Genomic DNA, 22538 nt, shown 5'->3' with positions numbered 1-22538 from the left:
ATATTTATTACTTTTCTGCACAATTTTATTGCTTCTATTCAGTTACATTTTTATATAATTTCCTTCTTTATCCACTATTTATGCGCCTGACACATGAATTTAAACAAGATACACTTGTCTGAGTTCATTAATGGATTTGGGATAGGATATCATCACATGAAAGAGGCAACGACTACGTCTGATGCACTGCTGCAGCGCTTGTCAAATCAGCGTCAACAGCGCTTGCGCAAAAACGTACAGCTGCTCTTTTTAGGTTTACGTCCAGAAGAGATGGACCCCATCATTTCGCTGCTCCGTGGCGCACGCCTTGCCCCACGTGGCCGCCAAATATTGACACAAAATGATTTTTTAGAGGCCTTGTCTGAGCGCTCTTGGGATTTATTGATTTGCACTCCTGACCGCGAAGACTTTACCGCCAAACAGGCTATTCAGAACCTCAAACGGTTAGACAAAGACATTCCCGTCATTCAATTGGTTACGCACCCCGACAGCCGTCTATTACTCCAAGGCTTAAAGTCCAATATGCAGGCGGTGGTACCTCTCGACGAAAAAGAGTTACTGTTAATCACCATCCGTCGAGAACTAGAACACCTAGAGAACCGACGCCGTATGCGACAAGCGGAGGCTCTGTTAAACGAAGCCGAAAAGCGTTGCCGGCTGCTCATGGAGCGCTCTACACTTGCCATCGCTTATTTCGATGCCTCTCAGTTGCTATTAGCCAACAACAGCTTTGCTCAAATTTTTGGCTACGAGGACCCCGAAAAGCTTAAAGGCAAGCCTATCGACTTTTTCGTAGTTCACGAAGACCGTGAAGAACTCTTTGAACAGGTCAAAACCTTTACGGAAGGACGCCTAAAAGAGCTTATTTTCCAACTGACTGCGCGGCGAGCGGACGAATCAAACTTTAACGCTCATATAGAACTTCAAGAGACCCGTTTAAATCACCAAAATTGCGTACAAGTGACAGTACGGGCTGAGTCACTACCAGAAACGAGCAAAAGCTTTGCTGAACACGACCCCATTACAGGGTTATTCAACACCGAATTTATTCTACGCAGACTCGATGAAACGCTACAGGCAGCCTTAGATGGCGGCCATGATTGCAATCTAATGTATATTCAGGTCGATAAGTTCCAAAAAGTACGATCAGAGTTTGGAACTGACGCTTGCAATCATCTTGCACGCGACATCGCCGATACGCTCAAACAAGAGCTAAACCCCGTTCATATCAAAGCTCGCTTGACCGATGACTCCTTCCTCATCATTTTTAGGGACCCCAGTGCCGATAAGGCCGTGGAGCTAGCAAGATCACTTTGCAAAAAGATAGCCGACATTGAGTGTATTTTTTCAAAAAGCCATCTACCTACAGCCTGCTCAATCGGCGTAGCTACCATTACCGATGCCTCACCTGGCACACACAAAATTATTGAACGCGCCCACACCGCTGCCGAAAATGTTAAGGGCGCTAATGGGGTTATGCTCTACGTCCCTGACAAAAGCCCAAGCGAAGCGCCAAGCAGCACTAAATTGGAGAATATGCGCCAGGCGGTCGTCAACCAACAGTTTAAGCTGCTTTTCCAACCTGTCGTGCCTTTGTCTTACTCTAGCTCAATGAGCCATTACGAGGCGCTCTTACGCCTGCTAGACGATGACGACAATGAGCTATCGCCCGCACTATTCTTTGATACGATCGAAAGCCCAGAATTAAGTATCATGATGGACCGCTGGGTAATCTTAGAAGTTATTAAGCGCTTGCGACATGAGCTAAACCAAAATGCCAAACATCGCATTTTTATTAGCTTAACGGACCGCACATGGCGTGACCCTGACCTTTTAAACTGGTTAGCCGCTTTGCTCAGAGAATACCGCATACCTGCCAATCATTTAGTATTTCAATTTAGCGAGAGTGATTGCTCAATCAACATTAGCCAAGCCAAAATTATTACTGCTGGCTTACGAAAACTCAATTGCTTGGTATGCATTAAACATCATGGCTCGTCGCCTAATGCAGAGCAAATTGTTAAACAGATCAATGCTGATTACATTAAGATCGACGGAGCGCTCGTACAAGACCTAACAAACGAAGACGATCCTGAATCTCCGTTTGACGCTATGATAGAAAAACTAAACAGTGCAGGCATGATTACCATTGCCCCGTTAGTCGAAAACCCAAAAGTAATGGGCCGACTATGGAAGTCTGGTGTGGGATTAATCCAAGGCTATTATTTACAGCCCCCCATGGATCAAATGAATTATGACTTTTTTGAGGAGTAACTAGCAGAGCGCTTAAAATACTCCCAAATTAAGGCAATAAAAAAACCGGCTAGAAAGCCGGTTTTTTAATAACCACAGCGTAACAATACCACTATAGAGCAGCATCCCGATCTCTAAAGCCAATCAAATACAAGATCCCATCAAGACCCAGCGTAGAAATAGCCTGCTTAGCACTCTGGCGCACTAACGGCTTCGCTCTAAAGGCGATACCTAAACCTGCAATGGAAAGCATAGGCAAATCGTTGGCACCGTCGCCCACAGCAATGGTTTGCTCAAGACTAATCCCTTCTTTAATCGCGAGCTCACGCAACAAAGCAGCTTTGCGCTCACCGTTTACGATTTCCCCCGTCACTTCACCGGTCACTACACCATCAACAATATCCAACTGGTTCGCATACACATAATCAAACCCAAGTTTGTCCTGCAAGTGTTCTGCAAAATACGTAAAGCCACCCGATAAAATTGCGGTTTTATAACCCAGCGTTTTTAAGTGCGATACCAACGACTCTGCTCCCTCAGTCATAGGTAAGCGCGCTGCTACAGACTCTAAAACGCTTGCATCCAAGCCCTTGAGCAATCCAACGCGGCGCCTGAAGCTTTCGTTAAAGTCAATTTCGCCACGCATAGCCGCTTCTGTTATTTCAGACACTTGCTCACCGACACCGGCTTCTTTTGCAAGCTCATCAATCACTTCGGCTTCAATTAAAGTGGAGTCCATATCAAACACAACAAGGCGACGGTTGCGGCGGTAAATATTATCTTCTTGAAAGGCTATATCCACATCAAGCTCGCTGGCGGCATGCAGAAACTCGCCCCGCAGCTGAGACATATCACCCGACGCCCCCCGTACCGAAAATTCGACACAAGCTTTATTGCGAGTAGAAGCATCATCGTCTAATGATAGACGACCGGACAAGCGTGTAATTTTATCTATATTGAGACCATGGCGTGCGGCTATATCTGTAACCACAGCAATATGATCAGCGGTAACTTTGCGGGCAAGCAAGGTAATAATATGGCGCGATTTTCCTTGAGCAAGTACCCACTCTTCGTAATCTGCTTCATCGATTGGCTGAAAGCGAACTTTCATATCCATTGCATGTGCTTTAAAGAGCAAGTCACGCAAAATTGGAGAGGATTCAGCCGACTTGGGTACTTCGATCAAAATACCTAGGGATAGAGTGTTATGAATAACAGCCTGTCCGATATCGAGTACGTTGACCTGAAAACCCGCTAGAATTTGCGTAATACTAGACGTAACACCCGGCTTATCTTCGCCGGAAATAGTAAGCAGAATAATCTCTTTCATGGACAACCGGTTTTAATTACTCATGTAGTTATAAATTAAAAAACGCGCCGGAGTATAACACCCAACGCGTTACAAATAATAACAAGCACTAACGGCTAACGCTTAGCTGGGCCATTACCCGCAGAAGAGCGGCTTTTTGGCTTTTTAGCCACACGCTTACGTGCTTTATTACTCTTACCTTTCGCTCCTTTAGCGACCGAAGTAACTTCGCGTTCAGCAGCCGACAAATTTGCACCGCTGGGTTTGCTCTTTGTGGCGCTTTTAGCACCACTTTTTGCTCCACCTTTGGCGCTGCTTTTCGGCTTTTTGCTACTATTTCTTGTAGTAGAACGCCCCGAATTCGACCGAGAAGAACGCTTTTCATCAGACGGCCCTATTTTACCTTCTGCAAGCAACTGCCTTTTACTAACAGGGGCCGCTTTAGACTTACGCGTATCAAGCACTTCGACCAACTCGAAGTCTATTTTGCGATCATCAAGGTTAACACCGGCAACTAGCACACGTAGGCGATCACCTAGCTTGAAAACTTTACGCGTGCGCTCACCCACCAAACGCTGTTTGGCCGCATCGAATTGGTAATAATCACTAGGTAAGCCTGTAATATGAATAAGTCCCTCAATAAAAACAGACTCCAGCTCCACAAACAAACCAAAACCGGTGACTGCCGATACCACACCATCAAACTCAGAGCCGACATGGTTTTGCATAAATTCGCACTTTAACCATGAGACAACATCACGTGTCGCATCATCAGCACGACGCTCAGTCATTGAGCAATGCTCACCTAATTGAATCACCTGCTCTGTATTATAACGGTAAGAAAAATCAGGATTTAAAACAAAATTACCAGAACGTTTAATGCTCCGCTTTTGAGCTCCCGAATGTATCAACGCACGAATAGCACGATGCACAAGCAAATCAGGATAACGGCGTATAGGCGATGTGAAATGCGTATAGGCCGAATAAGCCAAACCAAAGTGACCATTATTCTCTGGCGTATAAACCGCTTGAGCCATCGAACGCAGCATCATGGTTTGGATAATATGTCTATCTGGGCGGTCTTTGATCCATTCTGCTAACTGCTGGTAATCTGTCGGCTCAGGATCTTCACCACCGGACAGGTTCAGACCTAACTCCGCCAGATAGGCACGCAAGCTTTCTAAACGGGCAGGCTTTGGTCCATCATGAACGCGATACAAGGTCGGAATTTCAGCGGCACTCAAAAACCGAGCGGTAGCAACATTGGCACACAGCATACATTCTTCAATCAGCTTATGTGCATCATTTCGCACAACCGGTACTATCTTCTCAATTTTGCGCTGATCACTAAAAACTATACGGCTTTCAGTCGTATCAAAATCCATCGCTCCGCGGATTTCTCGCGTGCGTCGCAATGTATCGTACAAGCTATGTAACGTTTCCAAATGAGGAACTTGCTCGGCATATTCTTGACGCAGTTGATGGCCTTCTTCTGTATCAGCTTCGGTTAGTATCTTACCCACCTTGGTGTAAGTGAGGCGAGCTTTGGATTGGATAACCGCCTCGTAAAACTGATAGCCAGACATATTGCCCGCATCACTAATCGTCATCTCACAGACCATCGCCAAACGATCAACATTAGGGTTGAGCGAACACAACCCATTGGATAATAGTTCTGGCAACATAGGCACAACAAATTCAGGAAAGTAAACCGAGTTACCTCGCTTGTGAGCTTCCATATCTAGTTCTGTACCCGGCCTTACATACCAAGACACATCAGCAATAGCGACCCACAAACGCCATCCACCGCTGCGCTTACGCTCAGCGTATACCGCATCGTCAAAGTCGCGCGCATCTTCGCCATCAATGGTCACCAAAGGTAAATCGCGCAGGTCTATGCGGTTTGTTTTTGCGGACTCTTCAACCTCAGGTTTTAAGTCACCTATCTCTTGCTTGACCGTTTCTGGCCACTCTTCAGGTATGCCATAATTGTGTATAGCCACCGTTATTTCCATACCCGGTGCCATATGATCACCCAAGACTTCAACTACCTTACCTTGCGGCATATTACGTTTGCCAGGTTGTTGAGTGATTTCTAGTATCACTAACTGATCATTCTCATACTTCAAGCCACTGTCTGGATCAGCAATAACCATCACTTGCTGAGCGATTCGCTGATTTTCTGGCTGTAAATTACCAAAGCCATTTTCACCTTTAAACCGGCCTACCAGCTTGTGCGTGTTATGCTCAAGCACTTCGATGATTTTACCTTCACGGCGGCCTCGCTGGTCTTTTCCAACCTCTTGAACAACCACGCGATCACCATCAAACACTTGGCGCATTTGGCGAGGGCTAAGAAATAAGTCGTCGCCCCCTTTATCCGGCTGCACAAAGCCAAAGCCATCGCGATGCCCAATAACACGCCCTGGGATTAGATCCATTTTACGCAGCAAACAGAATTCATTCTTGCGGTTGGACATTAACTGACCGTCACGACACATCGCTTTTAAGCGCCGAGAGACACCTTCCACCGAATCTTCATCATGAATATTTAATTCTTGGCATACACGAGGGTGCGTAATTGGTTTACCCCATTGCAGCAGAAAATCTAATAAATACTCTCGACTTGGTACCGGGTTCTCGTAATTTTGTGCTTCTCGTTGTGCTGCTGGGTCTTTATCCATCCACTCTTTATTCATAGCTTTCTTATTCCGTATGACGCGCTTAATGATGACAGTATGGTTATAAACAAACAGGCCAGCAAGATGCCGGCCTGTTTATTCACTTTAAGGAAGCTCATCAATCGCTTCGTTTTCTTCTTTAGGGGGTGGCATTAAATCTTCTTTGCAGATGCCCAGCATAATTAATAAATTGGCAGCTACATAGATCGATGAGTACGTACCCACGGTAATACCCACTAGCAAAGAAACCGCAAAACCACGAATCATTTCACCACCAAATACTGCCAAAGCGATCAACACCAGCAACGTAGTGAACGAGGTCATCAACGTCCGGTCGAGTGTTTGAGTTAGTGAAATGTTGATAATTTCCGTTGGTGAACCTTTACGCACCTTGCGAAAGTTCTCACGAATACGGTCATAAACCACGATCGTATCGTTAAGGGAATAACCAATTACCGCTAAGACACCCGCCAATACCGTTAAATCGAAGTCTAATCGGAACAGTGCAAAAAAGCCCAACACAATAATCACATCATGCGTCAAGGCAAGCACAGCACCCAATGAGAACTTCATCTGGAAGCGGAAAGCCACATATACCATGATCATAAACAAGGCGAGCAACAAGCCAAGTCCACCTTGTTCACGTAACTCTTCACCGACTTGTGAGCCAACAAATTCATTACGACGAAGTTCGATCGTTTGCGTTTCCCCTTCTTGCAGGGCTTGCAGTACTTTGTCGCCTAACTGAGGGTCATGATCAGCACCCAAGCGAATCAACACGTCATTAAGCGCGCCAAACGTTTGAACAACGGCATCATCAAAACCCGCAGCACTTAACTGATCATGGATCTTTGACAGATCAGCCTCGGTTTCATATCCAACTTCTACCAGACTACCACCGGTAAAATCCAAACCGAATTTCAAGCCATTAACCGCTAAAGACCCGATTGCGACAATCAACATCGCAGCCGATAAGAAAATGGCTAACTTTCGTAGCCCCATGAAGTTGTACACTTTTGCGTTCTCAGACATCTTCATGCACCTTAAATTGAAAGTTTCTTAATCTGACGACCACCATACACTAGGTTAACCAGTGCACGTGTCACCACAATTGCCGTAAACATCGATGTGATAATGCCCACCGATAAGGTAATAGCAAAGCCTTTAACAGGCCCAGTACCCATTGCAAACAAGATAACGGCCGCCAAAAGCGTAGTGATGTTCGCATCAAAAATCGTGGTAAAGGCTCGTTCAAAACCAGCATTGATTGCCGATTGCGGCGGAATACCGTTTTTAAGCTCTTCTTTTATCCGCGCAAATATCAGCACGTTAGCATCAACAGCCATACCGACAGTTAATACAATGCCTGCGATACCCGGCAAAGTGAGCGTTGCCGATAAAATCGACATAACAGCAACCAACAACAACAAGTTTGTACACAGTGCGATGTTCGCCAAAAAGCCAAACATTCGATACACCGCTAACATGAAGACCAACACGAGTGCGAAGCCTATCTCAACCGAGATAACACCTTGCTTGATATTCTCTGCACCCAAGCTAGGACCGACCGTCCGCTCTTCTACGAAATAAATAGGGGCAGCTAAAGCACCGGCACGTAAAAGTAGTGCTAATTCCGACGATTCGCCCGCGCCATCCAAGCCCGTAATACGGAATTGGTTACCCAGTACAGACTGAATAGTCGCTAGCGAAATAATTTTCTTTTCAACGTAAGGAATACGTTTTTCGACTTGTTGACCATCCACCGTCTCATTAATGATGCGCGCTTTGTTTTCTACAAAGATAACCGCCATGCGTCGTTGCACGGCATCGCGCGTGGTACGGTTCATTAATTGCCCACCTTTACTGTCTAGGGTAATAGACACTTGAGGCTGACCATTCTCATCAAAGCTGGCTTGCGCGTTTGCCACACTTGCGCCACTGATAATGATATCTTTCTCTAGCGTTGCACGACGTCCCGGCTCGCTGCGGAACTCATACGTATCGGTAAGCGCACGGTTAGTATTTGGCGTTGCCTCCAAGCGGAACTCCAAGTTTGCCGTTTTACCGATAATACGCTTCGCTGCAGCGGCATCTTGAACACCGGGCAACTGGACAACAATGCGGTTACGACCTTGGCGCTGCACTAGCGGCTCAGCCACACCTAATTCGTTAACACGGTTACGCAAAATAGTTAAGTTTTGCTTAATGGCGTAATCTTCGATGTCTTTAACCGTCTGCTCAGTCAACGTAACGTTAACAAAGTAAGCGCCATCGGCTTCTTCTGTTGTTGTCAGAAACTCAACATAATCGCGGCGCAATAAATTTTGAGCCTCATCACGTGATTCAGCATCTGCAAACTTAATCGACAAGCTCCCATCAGCCTTATGTTCAACTGAACGGTAGCGTAGCTTTTCAGATCGCAATTTTGTTTTTATTTCAGAAACATAGACATCAAGACGTTGTGAAACCGCTTGAACCATATCCACTTCTAATAAAAAGTGAACACCACCACGTAAGTCCAAGCCTAGTTTCATCGGGCCAGCACCAATGCTGGTTAACCACTCAGGCGTTGTAGCCGCTAAATTAAGCGCGACCACATAATTCTCGCCGACCACACTCGCCGTGATTGCTTTCGCTTTAAGCTGGTCTTCGCTGTTAGCAACGCGAATCAGTGCACTGCCTTCGGCTACTTCTGCAGATTTAAAGTTTACATTCTCACGTTTCAATGCAGCAGTCACACGGTCTAACGTTGACTGATCTACTTGATAAACATCGCGTGTGCCTGAAACCTGCACGGCATAGTCTTCAGGGAAGAAGTTTGGAGAGGCGTACAATGCGCCAAACAAAACAACCAAAATGATGAGACAATTTTTCCAGAGGGGATAACGGTTGAGCATTGTGCCCGGTCCTTTAAACAAACAAAGCGCCACATTAAGTGGCGCTTAAAAAGAAAACAGCTTAGATACTTTTGATAGTACCCTTCGGAAGAGCTGCCGCTACATGAGCTTTTTGGAACGTTAGCTCAGTACCTTCACTCACTTCCAACACTACGTAGTCGTCATTTGTTTTGACTACTTTGCCTAGAATGCCGCCTGCTGTTAAGACTTCGTCACCTTTAGAGATGCCAGCAATCAATGCTTTATGCTCTTTGGCACGCTTTGCTTGCGGACGCCACATAAAGAAGTAGAAGATCAGACCAAAGCCCAGCAAAAAGATAATGTTAAATAGACCTGAGTCCATTGGCGCTGCAGCAGCGCCTTCAGCGTACGCTGGGGAAATTAAGAAGCTCATCATTACTCCAAAGATGTGTTTATTCATTTTAGTTTTCTGCTAACGGCGGCACTTCCATACCCCGTTTGCGGTAGAACTCGGTTACAAAGGCGTCCAATTTACCTTGTTCAATTGCCTCACGCAAACCTGTCATCACCCGCTGGTAAAAGCGTAAGTTATGAATAGTATTTAGCTGAGACCCCAGAATTTCATGGCACTTATCAAGATGGTGAAGATAAGCCCGACTGAAGTTCTGACAGGTATAACAATCGCAGGTTTCATCCAATGGACGTGTATCTGTTTTATTGGAGGCATTTCTGAGTTTTACAACCCCTGTATCCGTAAACAGGTGACCATTTCGGGCGTTACGTGTTGGCATAACACAATCGAACATATCAACACCACGGCGCACGCCTTCTACTAAATCTTCGGGTTTACCCACACCCATCAAATAGCGCGGTTTATCCTCAGGCATCTTATACGCCAAATGATCCAATACTTTGATCATTTCGCCTTTAGGCTCACCTACCGACAAACCGCCAATGGCATAACCATCAAAGCCAATATCCGTTAAGCCCGCCAACGATTCATCTCGTAAGTGTTCGTACATACCGCCTTGGATAATACCAAACAACGCTGATGGGCTATCGCCATGTGCCTCTTTTGACCGTTTCGCCCAACGTAATGATAAGCGCATTGACGCGGCCGCTTCAGTTTCGGTCGCAGGGTAAGGCGTACACTCATCAAAAATCATAACGATATCTGAACCCAGCTCGCGCTGAACCTGCATCGAACGTTCAGGATCGATAAACACCTTGGAGCCATTAACTGGAGACTGAAACGCGACGCCCGCTTCGGTGATCTTGCGCATTTTACCTAGACTAAAAACTTGGAAGCCGCCGGAATCCGTTAAAATAGGTCCTTTCCATTGCATAAAATCATGCAAATCACCATGTTGCTGAATGATTTCAGTGCCAGGGCGCAGCATCAAATGAAAGGTATTACCTAAAATAATATGCGCACCTGTCGCCTCAATATCACGAGGCAACATGCCTTTAACCGTGCCATAAGTCCCCACCGGCATAAAAGCTGGAGTCTCCACAACACCACGTGGGAAGGTTAAACGCCCACGACGCGCTTTACCGTCTGTCGCTGTCGTTTCAAAATTCATAAAGCAGGTACGGCTCACGATGCCTCCAACTGTTTTGTATTATGTGTAATAAACATCGCATCACCGTAACTAAAAAAACGGTACTGCTCGTCAACGGCGGTTTTATAAGCCGCCATCGTATAATCATAGCCAGCAAAAGCGCTCACCAACATGAGCAATGTTGACTCGGATAAGTGAAAGTTAGTGATTAAACAATCAACACTTTTAAACCTATAACCTGGGAAAATAAAAATAGACGTATCGCCATAAAAAGGGGCGATTTCTCCCGACTGGCTAGCACTCTCTAGCGCTCTGACACTGGTCGTTCCTACGGCAATCACTCGACCACCACGTTCACGTGTTGCCTTCACCGCATCCACAACAGACTGATCAACCTCGATATACTCAGCATGCATTACATGCTCTTCGATTGTATCTACTTTAACCGGCTGAAAAGTCCCCGCCCCCACATGCAAGGTCACAAACGCTTTTTGAACTTCTTTGGCGTCCAAGGACGCGAGCAACTTATCATCAAAATGCAACCCAGCAGTAGGCGCCGCGACAGCACCAGGCTCAGTACCATAGACTGTTTGATAACGTTCGCGATCATCCAACTGATCTTCTCGTTTCATGTAAGGAGGTAACGGAATATGGCCATGCTGTTCTAACAGGTTAAGAACCGTATCGTCGTCTTCAAAACGAAGTTCAAACAGGTTCTCGTGCCGACCGACCATAGTCGCTTTAATGCCGCCTTCTAAAAACAGCTCAGCGCCCTCTTTGGGTGACCGACTCGAACGCACATGAGCCAACACACGATGCTCATCTAAAACACGCTCTACTAACACCTCGATTTTACCACCGCTGGCTTTTTCACCAAATAAGCGAGCAGGAATAACGCGCGTATTATTAAAAACGACTAAATCATTAGGATTAATAAGATCAAGCACATCGGTAAATACTCGATGCGTTAGCTCACCTGTATTCCCTTCTAGGCATAGAAGACGACTAGCGCTTCGTTCTGGTAGGGGATAACTTGCGATAAGCGACTCAGGTAATTCGAATTGAAAATCTTTAACGTGCATATTTTCTATCAGGCAGGCGGTTACAAGGCAGGCAATTGTACCCAACCCATTAAAAATTATCACTCAATATCGACAAAAGGCATTGACGCGCCCAAGAAGATCCCTATAATACGCCCTCACGAAATGCCAGTGTGGTGAAATTGGTAGACACAGGGGATTCAAAATCCCCCGCCCTTAAAAGCGTGCCGGTTCGAGTCCGGCCACTGGTACCATGCATTTCGATTAGTTATTAGGCACTCGCCAATAACCCACCTGCTACATACTTTCCTAGCACAATCGTATATTAAGCCATTCTCAACACTTCACACAGATATAATACAGTCTAAATACCTGTCTGCGCTCCTTCAGCGACTTGCTAGCAGATAATGAGACTGCTCTACGGAATATTCTCCGCAATGGAAGGAGAAAGCCGCACCCCATCCAAACTTATCCTGCTACTTAACCCAAAAAAACACCTAATACTTTACAGAAGCAATGAACCAGTAGTATCTTTTATATTAGATTTTGCTAAATTAGATAGCATTAATTAATACAGGTACACTTAATGAAAGCCAATAAACTCACCGCTCTATTATTCGGATCAATCTTAGCAGCCCCGTTAGCATCACAAGCCAATGATAATCAGATTGATAAAGCACTCATCATAGTGAACAGCGGTTCATTACAAACTCAAGGAATGGCCATGGTCTTAGGTAATGCCATGCAAGACAAAGGAACGCACGTTGACGTTTTACTGTGCGACAAAGCTGGCGACCTTGCGCTTAACGCAACCAATAATAAGCAATTAAAGCCAAAAAATGTAACACCCGAACAAATGATGATGAAGCTACAAAAAGGCGGTGCTAGCGTTAACGTCTGCGCATTATATTTACCCAACAGCTCACACAGTAAAGACGCTCTCCGTGAAGGAGTTGGTGTGGCAGCACCACCAGAAATAGCCCAACAAATGACAGCTAAAAACACACGCGTATTTAGTTTTTAGAAAAGGAATATTTCATGAAAACCTACCTGATCGCTCTACTGTTGAGCATAACTTTACCTCTAAATACGGCCCATGCAGCCGCTATCGAAGGTATAACACCTAAAGCCACTTATGATCTTGTTCAAATGCAGCGAGCCGACGTCTTATTCATTGATGTACGCGACCCAATTGAAATAATGTTTATCGGATTCACCGATGAGGTTGATGTGAACATTCCGTATTTATTGGTCGATCGCAATCACTGGGACTCTGAACGCAAACGCTTTCGTCTCTATCAAAATCCCAAGTTTGCTGCACAAGTCGAGCAAGCTCTTTTTGAAAAGGGCCTAAATAAAAATGCAACGATTATCACCATGTGTCGCTCCGGAAACGAGCGAGGCTTACCAAGCGCTCAACTTCTGCGTCAACACGGTTTTCCGAATGCAACCTATATGATTAACGGCTTCCAAGGAAGCCGTCTAAAAAATGGAGACAAGGCCGGTTTTCGCATTCAAAATGGGTGGCAAAACGCCGAACTTCCTTGGAACCCGAAACCCAACCCCAATAAAATATTCCGTATAGATAGCACATTAAACTGATGATAAATCAGCAACAAGACGATATAAAAACTAATCAGGGGAGTCAGTTACCGATGAAACCGGCCAAATCAAGAAAGGCATAACCAAGAATCACATTGAGGGTTATGGATACGATTAACGCAGTTTTTATCACATTAGGGTTGCTAGACATAATTGTAACCCTTTTGCGCGTGGTTACATTTCTCTTTTTCATTTCGTCCTTGTACCAATCTCTATCTTGATATCCCATGACTAATTCCGTTTAACTAGAGTGTTTAAAGACAATTACTTTAGTACAAAATTAATTTTCTGCAACATCACCAATGAATGCTGAACACATTAACACCGGCTCAATATTGCAATAATAGACAACGCCAAAATCAGCGAAACGCTTTTCCAAAACAGCACCGGATTACGATCCATCAACGGCGGTTTTGTTTTGCTGATAAAGGCCTGATTAGGATGGCGTAAGTCATAGATAAATTCTGACAATACGTCATAGCGTTTTTCAGGAAACGGATGCACTGCTTTTTTGATGACGCCGTCAATCCATGCGGGTATTTCACGCTCTTCATCTAATAACGTCTCATAAACTAATTTCCTCTGCGCCGCTCTAGTTTTACAACGAGCGACTTGTGCTCCATAGGGCAACCGCCCTGTAAGCATCTGATAAGCAATCACACCCAGAGAAAAAATATCTGACTGCACCGTGCCATTTTCACCTAAAAAGTATTCAGGCGCTGCATATTGCGCAGTACCCAACAAGTTATGATGCTCAACTGGCGTGGACATTTCCATAATGCCTGCTACGCGAGTAGAACCAAAATCGATAATTTTCACCGTTCCTGTTGTATCAATCATGATGTTTTCTGGACGCAGGTCTTGATGCAGCATTTCAGCACGGTGAAAGGCTCGAAGCCCTTTAGCGATCTGTTCAACAATCCCTCTAACTAGCTCAATATCCGGCTTAGGGTTGTCAATCATCCACTGAGTTAACGTTTGACCTTCGATAAACTCGTTGGCTGTATAGGTAAAGTGACGCTTACGCGTATGCGATACTGCTTTAAGGACATGTGCATTATTAACGCGCTTGGCTATCCACTCTTCCATCAAAAAACGTTCTAGATATGCAGGATCATCTCTTAGATCAACGGAAGGGGTTTTTAAGACTACCTGCTGCTGCGTTTGAGTATCGACCGCCAACAAAACATGACTACGGCTACTTGCATAAAGCTCTCGGATAATGAGATAGCCATCAAACTCCATACGCGCCTCTAACACTGGCGGGAATGGCAACTCAGTCAATTCATGATAGAGCGATTTAACGTCTTGCTCAGGTAGTGAGTCAACTCTAACCACCTGCACCGTTACATTATCATCACTGCCCTGCTCAAGTGCTTCCTCAAGAATCAGCTTAGCCGCTTTATCTAAATCATTATGACTACCTTCAATCGCCTGGCGAACAAACTTATCCGCTACAAACTCATAGACTCCATCAGTCGCCAGAACAAAAACATCCCCCTCAATTAATGGATACGCGCTGTAGTCAACCTCTAGGTGCGAATCCATACCCATAGCACGGCTCAAATAGCTGGTATCTTGCGACACCCAAAACCGATGATCGTCGGTCAGCTGCTCCCAATCATCACCACGAAGCCGATAAACACGCGCATCCCCCACATGAAATACATGAGCCGTGGTGGACTTTACAATCAAAGCACTTAAGGTACAGACATAGCCTCGGTCTTTATCATACCGATACTGACTCTGCCGAGTTTGGGAATACAGCCATGAGTTCGTAGCACCCAATACAGTTTGAGCAGATTTTTTTACCGACCATGCCTCAGAAGTACAGTAATAATCCGCCAAAAAGCCAGTAACAGAAGACTCACTAGCCTCCTGACTTACATCGCTACTACTGATTCCATCAGCCAACACCACAGCCACACCTTTCGCACTCAATTGCGGCTCTTTAGGCACTAACACTCCGTGAAAGTCCTGATTAACTGCTTTAAGCCCTTTATCAGAGCACTGGCCTATTGATACTCGCAACTGACTCATATGGCGCCTTTTTAACGACGAAAAAGCCTCGGCTGTTTCCAGCCAAGGCTTATTTTTATTTATCGCTGCCACAAACATACTGGCTTTAGTTTTGTACCCACAGCGACAAATCAATTTATCTTGGTGATGGCACTCACTTACATTGCTTTACGTTTAGCACCCGTACGAACATGAGTGCTATACAAGGTCAAGCCTGTAAAAGCCAAACCACCTACAAGGTTACCCAGCGCTGTTGGAATCTCATTCCAAATAAAATAGTCAGCAATCGAGAAATCACCGCCCATGATGATACCTGATGGGAAAAGGAACATATTCACAACCGAGTGTTCAAAACCCATAAAGAAGAAGAGCATGATAGGCATCCACATCGCGATTACCTTACCACTTACCGAGGTTGAAACCATCGCGCCTACAACCCCCATGGATACCATCCAGTTACACAGCATGCCGCGCAAAAAGATAGTAAACCAGCCCGCAGCACCGTGCTCAGCATAACCAACTGTACGCGCATGCCCTATTTCAGCAATCTTTTGACCCACAGCTCCTGGTTCAATCGAAAAGCCATACGTAAACACAAATGCCATCATAAAGGCGACCGTTAACGCTCCAGCAAAGTTACCGAGGAACACCAAGCCCCAGTTGCGCAAAATACCATTGACGGTCACACCAGGTCGCTTATCAAGCAGTGCTAATGGGCACAATACAAACACCCCCGTCAGTAAATCAAATCCCATCAAATACAGCATACAAAAGCCAACAGGAAACAGTATTGCGCCAATTAAAAACACTCCCGTTTGCACGGCAATAGTTACCGCAAATACAGCGGCCAGCGCCAATATAGCTCCCGCCATAAAGGCGCGAATAAGCGTATCTCGTGTCGACATAAAGATTTTGGATTCACCCGCATCCACCATCTTTGTCACAAACTCCGTAGGGACTAAATAGGACATAGTTAATCTCTCTCTAAGTAATGCCTGTATTGGCAATTAGCTAATAACAGGAAGGGCGTAAATCATCTTTACCAATCTCTTCCTCACAAGCTGTTTGAGCAATAACTATTCCAAACAAGGCCGAAACCAACAGAAAAACACAAAAAGCCACACCTAACCTTTACATAATCACCCTATTTTTAAGGCAATCAGAGAATGAGAGATTAAAAAATAATGCTAGCAAAATACATACACCAAGTTGGTATTTACAACAAAACGCTAAATTCTAACGTGCTATTCACGCCTCATAAGCGCGCCAACCGCAAAATTTAACGAAGAAAGTGCACAAAAAACGTACACTTTACTCAGCCGACCACACTACCCGCGAATAAAGCACCAAAACCCGACTTCAAGACAAAGCAGGCCTCAAACACAAGCAAGCCGTCATGCTCATACCGCTATGATTACCAACTCTTGTAAGGCAGGAATTTACCACTCATGGTCAACACCACACGGTCTCCTTTAGGGTCCTCAACTTTATCGACCTCCATGGTGAAGTCGATTGCACTCATAATTCCATCACCAAACTTTTCTTGGATGACCTCCTTCAACGTCCCGCCATACACCCCCATGATTTCGTAAAGCCGATAAACCAGCGGGTCAGTAGGGACCACTTGATCCCACACTTTGGTCGGGAAAGCCGTTAATGCTTCTGCAACCTCGCAAGACAACTCTAGATACTCAGCTATAGCAGCCGCCTTTTCCGCAGAGGCACTATTCATCCCAAGACACGCCGATGTAAGCCACACAGGCGAACAACCAATTTCGTTGGCGATGCCCTCCCATGTCAGACCCTTTTCTGCCTTTTTAGCCATTATTGCTTCAGTCATTGCTAACTTATCCATGTTACCTCCGGTAGGTTCTAGATGATTGCTAATTAGGCCGTAGATGATTAGCTGCGATAAAGCCGCCTATGGCCGCAACAACAAGCACTGCAAATTAGATACCGAAATACCAGAACAGAAACGAACTCGGAAAAAAGCTGAAATATAGAAAGGATGTATTGCTATAGAAGAAACAGGAAGAATAAGAAAGGATGGTGGGGCGTATAGGATTTGAACCTATGACCAATTGGTTAAAAGCCAACTGCTCTACCACTGAGCTAACGCCCCATCCTATAGGTTTACTGCTGAATCAAAAGTGGTGGGGCGTATAGGATTTGAACCTATGACCAATTGGTTAAAAGCCAACTGCTCTACCACTGAGCTAACGCCCCACTTTTTGAAACCCTGAAGTGGCTCCTCGAGCTGGACTCGAACCAGCGACCAATAGATTAACAGTCTACTGCTCTACCAACTGAGCTATCGAGGAACTTCAGTATCCTTTAATGGCGGAGGGGCAGGGATTCGAACCCTGGGAGCCTCTCGACTCGCCGGTTTTCAAGACCGGTGCTTTCGGCCACTCAGCCACCCCTCCGAAGGATGGGCGCAGATTCTATAGAGTTCAGAGAAAGTGTCAATACACTTCTTTAAAAAAGTTACAAAAAAACCTAAAAAAAGCGTTTTTATTCATTAGCCTAGCTAAAAAAGACAATTTACACCTGAAATTGATCAGGATTTGTACACATAGCTAACCATCGCTCTATACCTGCACTGCGGTACTTTTGTTTATGTATCACTAAATAAAACTGACGGTGTAGGTTTCTATGCGCCACATTCAGCTCAACCAAGCTCCCGTTAGCGAAAGATTCTTCTAAAGCAATACGTGATAAACACGATATACCCAAACCCGCTTTTACAGATCGTTTAATCGCTTCCGTGTGTTGAAGCTCCAGCAAAATGGTAAAGCGCGGCAGGAATCCTCGCATAGCCCAATCAAATGCTTGCCGTGTACCTGATCCCTGCTCTCGTAGAATCCAGCTAGCTTCTTGTAAATCTTGATCGGATATCACTGATTTCATCGCCAAAGGGTGAGAAGGCGAACAAAAAACCACCAGCTCATCTTCAAGCCAAGGGATAAACTCTAAGTTAGAATTATTAGCTTCACCTTCTATCAGTCCTATATCCAGCTCGTAGTTAGTCAATTTTTCTATAATCGCTGAGGTATTGGCCACCTCCAGCGTTACACGCTGACTGGGGTGCTCCGCCATGTAGGCAGCCATTAACTCAACTGCCAAGTAATTGCCAATGGTTAGTGTTGCCCCTAATTTGAGCTGCCCTGGCGTTTGATGCTGCATTAACTCGCTCTCTAAGCCACGCGCTTGATCTAACAAGGCTTCCGCCCGGGGTCTCATCAGCCTGCCCAACTCATTTATTTGCAACCGCTTACCTACCCGATCAAAAAGCTGTATATCAAATTGATCTTCCAAATCTTTCAAAGCACTGCTCGCCGCCGATTGCGACATGGATAAACTATTAGCCGCTTTAGTGATGTTATCGTGGTGCGCTATCGCTAAAAAAACTTCCAACTGACGAAGCGAATACTTCATTATCGATTTTTCCTATTAGGCTTATAAAATAATCCCGCTTTACCGATAATTTAAGTCTTTTATACTGGGATCACAAAGGCACAAAACCTATAACAGATTGAGTTTTTATAACGACTAGCGCTATCACTGACATAAAGCACTAGCTACAGCGAGGTAGATACCATGTCTACAATTGGTCAAGAACAAGTGCTCAGTGTGCACCACTGGAATGACACCTTGTTTAGCTTTAAAACCACCCGAGATGCAGGTTTCCGTTTTAAGAACGGACATTTCACCATGATTGGTTTAGAGCATGAGGGACGCCCGTTAATGCGCGCCTACAGCATTGCCAGTGCAAATCACGAAGAAGAGTTAGAATTTTTTAGCATCAAGGTGCCTGACGGCCCACTGACGTCTAAGCTTCAGCAGATTCAAGCAGGTGATCAAATACTGATTAGTCGCAAGCCAACTGGTACGCTGATTAATGACAACCTACTGCCTGGCAAAAACCTATACCTGATTAGTACAGGTACCGGCTTAGCGCCGTTTATGAGCATTATTAAAGATCCTGAAATCTATGATGCTTACGATAAGGTCATCCTAACCCATGGGGTACGCTACACGTCCGAGCTAGCCTACGCCGATACAATCCTGAACGAATTGCCTAATCATGAGTACTTAGGAGACATGGTACGAGAAAAACTGCTCTACTATCCAACCGTCACACGCGAGCAATTCCGTAATAATGGGCGTTTAACCGACCTAATGATAACCGGCAAGCTAACTAACGATTTAGGCTTACCAAATCTCAATGTCGAAACCGACCGCTTCATGCTATGTGGCAGCCCGAGTATGTTAAAAGATACCTGTAAAATTCTAAACAACATGGGCTTCAGTGAGGCACGCCATGGCGATTTAGGTCATTACGTGATTGAGCGGGCATTTGTCGAAAAGTAAAAACAAAGCACAGGCGAGCAGTTACGCATAACGCTCGCTTGCGCTTGCAGATACAATCCAGCTTAATGCGCGGGGCCCACCAAGGTTGTTAACACCGTTGTAACAGCCAATATCGACATGCCAAGCAGCTTTTCGAACAACAAAGAAGTAGCTAAGCGTTGCGCGTTATTATGAGCCAAAATCGCGGGGACTAGAAACAGTTTGTGTACACCAGCTAATACAAGAATTAAACCAACCAACGCTATTTTTAGTAATAGCCAGAAACCATACTCGCTGCTCAGCAAGCCGACCCAACCCGTTAATTGATAACTTAAAACACCCCCGCAAACGACTAGCCCAACAACAACCGCAACCGCAACCTTCCCAAAGACATGCATCACATGAGAAGACTCTTGAGGCGCCAAACGACGCGCCGCTATCCACAGTGGATATAGTGACCCCATCCACCAAAATGTGAGCAAAATATGAGCGGTTAACAACACGCTTGATAGCAACGTCATTTGCGCTATATGGCCCGTCTTTGTAAAAGAGATGGCAATCAGAACACAACCCAAGATTGCTACATAGAACATAAAACTAGCGCCTGAATATACGCTTTTCCTACTAGCAATCATTGAAAGGATTAGCACGCCAAACCCTATCAAACGGTACAGGGTAGCCTCCCCCACGGACGACCCCCACAGCACACTCACCATTAAGGGGTCAAACATGCCACTAAACCCAGTTTCAGCTAAAGCCCCTACCCTTACCAGAAAGTGAAGCCCCGTTGCTACAAACCCCATTACACAAGCGGCTATGCTATAGCGCAACAACAAAGGGAAAAGAGCCGGAAACCTTTTAAACAAGCAAAAACTGGCTAGTCCTCCTACCGCCCCTGAAATACACAAATAAACAAGCCAGCGGGTCATTAACACGACCCATTCCCAGTCCATAAAAGCCATAAACAGCCCCCGGCAGCTCGGTAAAAATTAGTGCTGCATAAAACCAAAGCTACCCGTCATTTTATGTCCATCGCCGCCCACGATCATCCATTTCACTTGATACTGATCAGACCCCAGTGCCGGTAAAGAAATACTAAAGTTTGCTTTGGATTCACTGCCAATGGCAAATTCTGTCTCAACAGGCTCGTTTTTAGAATTAATGACGCTAAACTTTACCAACCGAACAGGATCACCAAAATTAAGCTCTATATGATCGACGGGCTCCATCAACATAGCACCGTCTTTTGGCACCGTATGCATCATATCGCTATGCGCTAACACGGATGCAGATGAAGTAAGTAAGCCTACAACCATTAATCTTTTTAATATTTTCATCGTAAAATCCAACTGTAAGAAAGAGAGCAAGTTAATGTGTTTAGGGAGAAATAAACACACCTTCATTTTATACTTTAGCCCTAACGAGCCGGTGACTCGAATATTACAATCTTGTTATTTAGTTAAGGTTCGCTTTGCGGCGTTATAAATGACAAGGTAAACGTAGAACGATTATTGGCCGACTCTATCTTCATGCTACCCGCATGTGAAACGACAATCGCTTGAGTTATAGCCAGCCCTAACCCAACGCCATTCATATCATTTTTTGTTCTATTTTTATCGGCTCGATAAAAACGATCAAACAGATGCGGTACATCTTTCTCAGGAATAGTATCGCCCGCATTACTGATAGAAAGGTCGATTACACCTAACTTAGGTTGAATCACCACCTGTATCTCACTGCTATCGTAACTATGGCGAATTGCATTGGATAACACATTACTAATGGCACGCCTAACCATCAGGTGATCTCCTTGGATATACCCATTACCTGTAACGTGGATACTCACCTGCTTTTCGGAGGCTAGCAGCTCATAAAACTCAACAATATTATCGACCTCGGCTCTCAAGTTAATAGGCTCATACGTTGGTAAAACCAATCCATGATCGGCTTTTGCAAGAAACAGCATATCGGAAATCATGCGCGATAAACGCTCATACTCCTCCGCATTGGAAATGAGCACGTCCCGGTAACTATCAATATTTCGCGGGCGCGACAGTGCAACATGGGTTTGTGTCATTAAATTGCTCAACGGCGTTCGAAGCTCATGGGCAATATCAGACGAGAACTGCGATAAGCGAGTAACGTTATCTTCCAACCGAGACAACATGTCATTGAGAGCCTGTGCGAGCCCTGCTATTTCAACAGGCACACTATCAACGGACATGCGCTGTTCCAAATGAGCCGCCGTAACATTAAGCGCCTGATCTCTCATAAGAAACAGAGGCCTAAGCCCTCGCTTAGCCGCTAACCAGCCTAGTAAACCACTAACAAGCGTTGCTAAAGCGGAATAGAGCAAGAGCTGTTGTTTAAAACGTGACATGAAGCGCGTGTGATGATCAATATTCAGCGCCGTTAATATAATGAGTGTGCCAAGGTGACTGTACGCTGGCGTAACATCTTGCACAAAACCACGATATGAGTGCTTGTCATCATGCCACATGAACGAATCAACGACTGAGTCGTTTAATGCACGTGTTAACTGCTCAATCGGGATCACAGCCGTATCCGTTTTAAACAGCACAGCTCCCTCTTTAGTCATCACCAATGCTGATATATCAGTGTGATTAGCAAACATAAACGACAAGTCGCTAGCGAGCCGTGCCAAAGACTGATCATCAGAGATGCCCGAGACACGCTCAAAAGTTTGGGCTATTTTAGACGACAATATATCCCTATCCTGAGCAACAAAATGCTGCTCAACTGATGCCGTAATAACCCAGTTCAGCACTAACAGCACGCTAGCTGATAACAGCGCAAAATAACTCGTCAAGCGCCAACTAAGTGATAACTTACGCTGCACT

Annotated in this window: 18 protein-coding genes and 5 tRNA genes; 5 read left to right on the top strand and 18 right to left on the bottom strand. The window is 45.2% G+C overall.

Annotated features, from left to right (window positions below; all coding sequences use genetic code 11):
- Positions 1-156 precede the first annotated feature (156 nt).
- Complete coding sequence (locus OW491_RS00560; protein WP_290034357.1) at positions 157-2274, top strand: EAL domain-containing protein; 2118 nt, start codon at positions 157-159, stop codon at positions 2272-2274.
- Between the two features lie 91 nt (positions 2275-2365).
- On the opposite strand, the gene serB is transcribed toward OW491_RS00560, so the two are convergent.
- The 7 genes from serB to queA all read right to left on the bottom strand — a co-directional run bounded on the left by serB (position 2366) and on the right by queA (position 11745).
- Positions 2366-3583: a phosphoserine phosphatase SerB gene (gene serB, locus OW491_RS00555; protein WP_290034356.1), complete on the bottom strand. Its 1218-nt coding sequence runs from the start codon at positions 3581-3583 to the stop codon at positions 2366-2368.
- Between the two features lie 95 nt (positions 3584-3678).
- A complete protein-coding gene (gene rnr / locus OW491_RS00550; RefSeq protein ID WP_290034355.1) occupies positions 3679-6261 on the bottom strand; it encodes a ribonuclease R in 2583 nt (860 codons plus the stop codon).
- A gap of 87 nt (positions 6262-6348) precedes the next feature.
- Positions 6349-7275 (bottom strand): protein translocase subunit SecF, encoded by a 927-nt coding sequence (gene secF / locus OW491_RS00545; protein ID WP_075173686.1) that lies wholly within the window; start codon positions 7273-7275, stop codon positions 6349-6351.
- Between the two features lie 11 nt (positions 7276-7286).
- Entirely contained in the window at positions 7287-9140 is a 1854-nt protein-coding gene (gene secD, locus OW491_RS00540) for a protein translocase subunit SecD (RefSeq protein WP_075173685.1), read from the bottom strand.
- A gap of 61 nt (positions 9141-9201) precedes the next feature.
- Positions 9202-9534 carry a preprotein translocase subunit YajC gene (yajC, locus tag OW491_RS00535; protein ID WP_075173684.1) on the bottom strand — a complete coding sequence of 111 codons (333 nt, stop codon included), beginning with the start codon at positions 9532-9534 and terminating at the stop codon, positions 9202-9204.
- Between the two features lie 28 nt (positions 9535-9562).
- Positions 9563-10684: a tRNA guanosine(34) transglycosylase Tgt gene (gene tgt, locus OW491_RS00530; protein WP_075179889.1), complete on the bottom strand. Its 1122-nt coding sequence runs from the start codon at positions 10682-10684 to the stop codon at positions 9563-9565.
- Positions 10685-10698: 14 nt separating this feature from the next.
- The gene (gene queA / locus OW491_RS00525; RefSeq protein ID WP_290034354.1) at positions 10699-11745 is read right to left on the bottom strand and encodes a tRNA preQ1(34) S-adenosylmethionine ribosyltransferase-isomerase QueA; all 1047 of its coding nucleotides are present in this window, start codon (positions 11743-11745) and stop codon (positions 10699-10701) included.
- Between the two features lie 125 nt (positions 11746-11870).
- Here queA and OW491_RS00520 point away from each other — a divergent pair.
- The 3 genes from OW491_RS00520 (at position 11871) to OW491_RS00510 (ending at position 13305) form a co-directional block, all read left to right on the top strand.
- A tRNA-Leu gene (locus tag OW491_RS00520) sits at positions 11871-11957 on the top strand.
- 332 nt (positions 11958-12289) lie between these two features.
- Positions 12290-12727, top strand: coding sequence for a hypothetical protein (locus OW491_RS00515; RefSeq protein WP_290034353.1), 438 nt, complete (start codon positions 12290-12292; stop codon positions 12725-12727).
- A gap of 14 nt (positions 12728-12741) precedes the next feature.
- On the top strand, positions 12742-13305 hold the full coding sequence (locus OW491_RS00510) for a rhodanese-like domain-containing protein (RefSeq protein WP_290034352.1): 564 nt from the start codon (positions 12742-12744) through the stop codon (positions 13303-13305).
- A 318-nt stretch (positions 13306-13623) separates the two neighbouring features.
- Here OW491_RS00510 and OW491_RS00505 read toward each other — a convergent pair whose 3' ends face one another.
- From OW491_RS00505 to OW491_RS00470, 8 genes are all read right to left on the bottom strand, one after another.
- Positions 13624-15345, bottom strand: coding sequence for a bifunctional protein-serine/threonine kinase/phosphatase (locus OW491_RS00505; protein WP_290034351.1), 1722 nt, complete (start codon positions 15343-15345; stop codon positions 13624-13626).
- A 137-nt stretch (positions 15346-15482) separates the two neighbouring features.
- The gene (locus tag OW491_RS00500; protein ID WP_075173678.1) at positions 15483-16295 is read right to left on the bottom strand and encodes a formate/nitrite transporter family protein; all 813 of its coding nucleotides are present in this window, start codon (positions 16293-16295) and stop codon (positions 15483-15485) included.
- A 443-nt stretch (positions 16296-16738) separates the two neighbouring features.
- On the bottom strand, positions 16739-17179 hold the full coding sequence (gene cynS / locus OW491_RS00495; protein WP_075179766.1) for a cyanase: 441 nt from the start codon (positions 17177-17179) through the stop codon (positions 16739-16741).
- 192 nt (positions 17180-17371) lie between these two features.
- Positions 17372-17446, bottom strand: a tRNA-Lys gene (locus OW491_RS00490).
- A 29-nt stretch (positions 17447-17475) separates the two neighbouring features.
- Positions 17476-17550 (bottom strand) — tRNA-Lys (locus OW491_RS00485).
- A 19-nt stretch (positions 17551-17569) separates the two neighbouring features.
- A tRNA-Asn gene (locus tag OW491_RS00480) sits at positions 17570-17645 on the bottom strand.
- A gap of 17 nt (positions 17646-17662) precedes the next feature.
- Positions 17663-17750, bottom strand: a tRNA-Ser gene (locus OW491_RS00475).
- A 118-nt stretch (positions 17751-17868) separates the two neighbouring features.
- Positions 17869-18762: a LysR family transcriptional regulator gene (locus OW491_RS00470; protein WP_075179765.1), complete on the bottom strand. Its 894-nt coding sequence runs from the start codon at positions 18760-18762 to the stop codon at positions 17869-17871.
- A 162-nt stretch (positions 18763-18924) separates the two neighbouring features.
- Here OW491_RS00470 and OW491_RS00465 point away from each other — a divergent pair, with 162 nt between their 5' ends.
- Positions 18925-19698, top strand: a complete 774-nt coding sequence (locus OW491_RS00465; protein WP_075173675.1) for a ferredoxin--NADP reductase — start codon at positions 18925-18927, stop codon at positions 19696-19698.
- A 62-nt stretch (positions 19699-19760) separates the two neighbouring features.
- Here OW491_RS00465 and OW491_RS00460 read toward each other — a convergent pair whose 3' ends face one another.
- The 3 genes from OW491_RS00460 to OW491_RS00450 all read right to left on the bottom strand — a co-directional run bounded on the left by OW491_RS00460 (position 19761) and on the right by OW491_RS00450 (position 22537).
- The gene (locus OW491_RS00460; protein WP_290034350.1) at positions 19761-20639 is read right to left on the bottom strand and encodes a CopD family protein; all 879 of its coding nucleotides are present in this window, start codon (positions 20637-20639) and stop codon (positions 19761-19763) included.
- A 27-nt stretch (positions 20640-20666) separates the two neighbouring features.
- Complete coding sequence (locus OW491_RS00455; RefSeq protein WP_290034349.1) at positions 20667-21014, bottom strand: copper resistance CopC family protein; 348 nt, start codon at positions 21012-21014, stop codon at positions 20667-20669.
- A gap of 122 nt (positions 21015-21136) precedes the next feature.
- Positions 21137-22537: a heavy metal sensor histidine kinase gene (locus tag OW491_RS00450; RefSeq protein ID WP_290034348.1), complete on the bottom strand. Its 1401-nt coding sequence runs from the start codon at positions 22535-22537 to the stop codon at positions 21137-21139.
- Position 22538 lies beyond the last annotated feature (1 nt).

The sequence above is a fragment of the Neptunomonas sp. CHC150 genome, assembly GCF_030397555.1.
Taxonomy (GTDB): Bacteria; Pseudomonadota; Gammaproteobacteria; order Pseudomonadales; family Balneatricaceae; genus Neptunomonas; species Neptunomonas phycophila.
Note: the sequence above shows the minus strand (reverse complement) of the source record. Positions and strands in the feature narration are given on the sequence as shown.

Excerpts from the sequence above, each read along its gene's own strand:
- OW491_RS00465 (WP_075173675.1), top strand. The coding sequence starts at position 18,925 with ATGTCTACAATTGGTCAAGAACAAGTGCTCAGTGTGCACCACTGGAAT.
- secD (WP_075173685.1), bottom strand. The coding sequence starts at position 9,140 with ATGCTCAACCGTTATCCCCTCTGGAAAAATTGTCTCATCATTTTGGTT.
- OW491_RS00460 (WP_290034350.1), bottom strand. The coding sequence starts at position 20,639 with ATGGCTTTTATGGACTGGGAATGGGTCGTGTTAATGACCCGCTGGCTT.
- OW491_RS00455 (WP_290034349.1), bottom strand. The coding sequence starts at position 21,014 with ATGAAAATATTAAAAAGATTAATGGTTGTAGGCTTACTTACTTCATCT.
- OW491_RS00505 (WP_290034351.1), bottom strand. The coding sequence starts at position 15,345 with ATGAGTCAGTTGCGAGTATCAATAGGCCAGTGCTCTGATAAAGGGCTT.
- OW491_RS00560 (WP_290034357.1), top strand. The coding sequence starts at position 157 with ATGAAAGAGGCAACGACTACGTCTGATGCACTGCTGCAGCGCTTGTCA.
- tgt (WP_075179889.1), bottom strand. The coding sequence starts at position 10,684 with ATGAATTTTGAAACGACAGCGACAGACGGTAAAGCGCGTCGTGGGCGT.
- secF (WP_075173686.1), bottom strand. The coding sequence starts at position 7,275 with ATGTCTGAGAACGCAAAAGTGTACAACTTCATGGGGCTACGAAAGTTA.
- rnr (WP_290034355.1), bottom strand. The coding sequence starts at position 6,261 with ATGAATAAAGAGTGGATGGATAAAGACCCAGCAGCACAACGAGAAGCA.
- cynS (WP_075179766.1), bottom strand. The coding sequence starts at position 17,179 with ATGGATAAGTTAGCAATGACTGAAGCAATAATGGCTAAAAAGGCAGAA.
- OW491_RS00515 (WP_290034353.1), top strand. The coding sequence starts at position 12,290 with ATGAAAGCCAATAAACTCACCGCTCTATTATTCGGATCAATCTTAGCA.
- queA (WP_290034354.1), bottom strand. The coding sequence starts at position 11,745 with ATGCACGTTAAAGATTTTCAATTCGAATTACCTGAGTCGCTTATCGCA.
- OW491_RS00510 (WP_290034352.1), top strand. The coding sequence starts at position 12,742 with ATGAAAACCTACCTGATCGCTCTACTGTTGAGCATAACTTTACCTCTA.
- serB (WP_290034356.1), bottom strand. The coding sequence starts at position 3,583 with ATGAAAGAGATTATTCTGCTTACTATTTCCGGCGAAGATAAGCCGGGT.
- OW491_RS00500 (WP_075173678.1), bottom strand. The coding sequence starts at position 16,295 with ATGTCCTATTTAGTCCCTACGGAGTTTGTGACAAAGATGGTGGATGCG.
- OW491_RS00470 (WP_075179765.1), bottom strand. The coding sequence starts at position 18,762 with ATGAAGTATTCGCTTCGTCAGTTGGAAGTTTTTTTAGCGATAGCGCAC.
- yajC (WP_075173684.1), bottom strand. The coding sequence starts at position 9,534 with ATGAGCTTCTTAATTTCCCCAGCGTACGCTGAAGGCGCTGCTGCAGCG.